General features: G+C 44.0%; 2 protein-coding genes. Both read right to left on the reverse strand.

Annotated elements, in window-relative coordinates; all coding sequences use genetic code 11:
* Positions 1-1,844: ATP-binding protein (locus RRG12_RS42030; RefSeq protein WP_420763217.1), on the reverse strand; the 1,844-nt coding region annotated here is incomplete at its 3' end.
* On the reverse strand, positions 1,841-3,112 hold the full coding sequence (locus RRG12_RS42035; protein WP_420760572.1) for a DUF4255 domain-containing protein: 1,272 nt from the start codon (positions 3,110-3,112) through the stop codon (positions 1,841-1,843). The genes RRG12_RS42035 and RRG12_RS42030, both read right to left, overlap by 4 nt.
* Between the last annotated feature and the right edge of the window lie 235 nt (positions 3,113-3,347).

Genomic DNA, 3,347 nt, shown 5'->3' on the forward strand with positions numbered 1-3,347 from the left:
CCCCCAGCGACATTGAGCCGTGCTAGTTGCAGAGCATCTAAGTCTGCGGTTGGGGTTTCGGCTGGAAAGACGCGTCGCCAAATTTCCGCTCGTTGCGTTGTATCTGGGAAGGGGAATTGCACTACAAAGCGAATCCGCCGCAGAAAGGCTGTATCAATTGAACTCTTCAGGTTGGTAGTTAGGACTGCTAAACCTGGGTAGCTTTCCATGCGTTGCAATAGGTAGCTAACTTCAATATTGGCATAGCGATCGCGGGCATCTTTAACTTCACTCCGTTTACCAAATAAAGCGTCAGCTTCATCAAATAACAAAATCACTCCACCTTGTTCTGCTGCATCAAACACCCGGCGCAGATTCTTCTCTGTCTCGCCAATATATTTGCTGACTACCGATGATAGGTCAATGCGATAAAGGTCGAGGCGCAATTTATGGGCCAGTACTTCTGCTCCCAATGTTTTACCAGTGCCGCTAGCACCTGCAAATAGAGCGCTGATTCCCAATCCCCTAGCACTTTTGGCACTAAAACCCCAATTGTTATATACAGTACTACGTTGGCGGACATGAGCCGCAATTTCCCGAAGAATTTGTTTCTGCGCCTCTGGTAATACCAAGTCCTCCCAATCACCCGATGGCTCAATCCGTTGGGCGAGTTCATCTAAGCGCGGACGTGCTTGCACACGGCAAGCATCCCATAAAATATCGCTGATATTATCGTTGTCTGGTGTTTGTGCTAACTGTCCTGCGGCTTCTGCACAAGCTGCGTGGATGGTTGCAGTACTTAGGTTAAACTGATCCACTAGGGTTTTAACTTGCCCGTTCATTTGCGGTGCGATGGTACTTAGTGCATCTTGCCAAACAGCACCTTGTTCTTTGCTAGTTGGTTGATATACGTCAAAATTAACTACTAGGCGTTGTGATAAGCCGATGCGTTCCCGACTAGTAACGATTAAAAAGCCCTTTGTGCGTTCGATAAAACGAGCGATCGCATTTAGCCGCGCTGTATCATTGGTATCCAGTTCGTTGCAATCTATGAGTAAAGCGGACTTACTTAAAATCGTCTCACGAGTCCACAGGCGGATGAGATTATCCAACTCGCTAGGTACTAATGGAATGACTTGTGCAGGCATTACCCACAGGTTTAAACCTTGGAGTTGACAAATTTTAGCTGCGATCGCACGTTTACTAGTAGTTTCTTTACTACATAACTGAACAACTGGCAAGCTTTTAACCTTGTAAGCTTGTGACCAAACTGCCGCTATTCGCTCTGCTAAATCTTGGTGGGAGGGTACTAAATCACTAATCTCTTGTAATGGCTCAATGATGCCAGCCAAGCGTTCGTCAAGATATTGAATGCCCGTGAGATAATGTAAAATCCGCTCGTCAATTCTTAAGGGACTGAGGGTCAGGGCATGACCATCACCAATCTGAATCAATCGCCAATGACGTAAGGGAGCATTTGGAGCGATCGCATCCCAATGGACGTTCGGTAAAGTTGCCAGAGCTAAACTTAAGGTTGGGTAAGCTCGTTGCAAATCCCCATGCATTGTACCACACAGTTTCGCAAAATCTCCATTCAACTCCATACCTGCACACAACAGCAATAAATCACGTTCAAAGGATGAGAGGCTAAACATTTTGCATATTCTCTCCAATGTCGATGGTGCAGGCATAGCAGCAGCAGCTTTCTGTAACGCTTGCTGTAAATTAGCTTGCTTTTCCTCCTCTGGTTGATTTTGCTCTTTTGCCGTGTGATTTTCTAAAATACCACGCACCACGGCTAGGGCTGCTGATAAGTAGCAGTAGTTTGCTTCATCCCAATTGCAATTAATTGTTGTCGGATTCATAAAATTGTCACCTGTGGCGAATCATAAGCTCCAGACTGATTCTTGAACAGTGGACTTTCCGCTCCATCTACGTGCACCCGGACAATATAAGTTCCTGGCTTCACGTTTTTAACAGTAATCGTAACTACATCAGTATCTTCAGTGCGTGGTGCAACCAAAAAAGAGTAAGTTACCGGACTATCACCTGATACCTCATTGAGTAGTAAAACTACCCGCTGTGCCTTACCTACTTTAGGTTGGAATTTAACAGTAATTTCTGCTGTGCGTAAATTGTCGCCGCTATTTTCCACTTGAGCGACAAATGCTGTAATTGTTGGATGGAGAACAAAAGCCGCAACGTTTGATTCAACTAGATGATTTGTTTGCCCTGCATTACCCATTGTCAGATGGACAACTTGGATACCCTGTACGCTTGCGTATAAATCTGGCGGGACTAACAAACTGATTTGCGTTTCTTTTACTTCTTGAGGTACTAGTAATGTCTCCGTATTACCCAAACGAACTCGTGTGATTTCACCGCGTAACCGTTTACCACGAATTACTAATGTAGTACCTGCAACAATCATTTGATCAGTCTTTGCCGGAGCTATAACTTGCTCTATACTCGGTTGAGACAAAGGCATCATGGAGAAACCTTCAGACTTATCATTGCTACTTTCAATCAATACCATTGATGCCAGATAGGTAGCTGAAGGTCGATAGTGCGTTTGTAAAGCAGACCATAACTTAGAAGTTTCTTCCATATTAAAAAACTCTGGAGTCAATTTTATCTGCCCAATTTGTTCAGCTAAATCGGATACGGACACAGTTGCTACAGCTTGCGAAAAAGCACTTGAGGTATTGGTTGTAGATGCATTTATTAAAGTATTCTCAATAATATCTGATGTGATAGCTGGTGTTTTATGTAATAATTGCATTGCGTATCCCAGTAATAGCTCCGCCTGAAAATCTTTGGCTCCGTAGGCTGTTAGCAAGTAGTGGAGGTCAAGAGCTAGTGGTGGAGTTGGAGAGCGCGGGTTTCCATTAATACGCGAATGCCTACTCCGAAATTCTTGAGATACCCAATCGACATTGCGATTCTGCGTCACTTGATAGAGAAAGAGGTTGATTTGGGCACGCTCGTCAGCTTCAACTGAAATTCGATCAGGCGGTAAGGCAGTTACAATCACATCACCAACACTAGCAGCGATCGGATCGCTGACTAAACCATTTTCCAGCAAGACTTTAAGTACTGCTGTCACTGCGGCTATAGAGAGCACATTACTCATCCTTATTCCTCATGGCAATAGCACATATTAATCATGTACGCCAGAGCACATTGACAGAATATATTTTGCAAAACTTTAAATATTCTGTAGCGGAGACTATCCGCAGGGTATAGAAAAGCATATTGGCAACTATTAGTACAGCACTGCATAAATGCACTTAGCATCTCAATTAACAAGGCTTGGCAAGGGGCAAAATCCCCTAACTTAATTTTTCGTTAAACTTCATGCAGTCTAT

This window comes from Nostoc sp. CALU 546 (assembly GCF_048836525.1).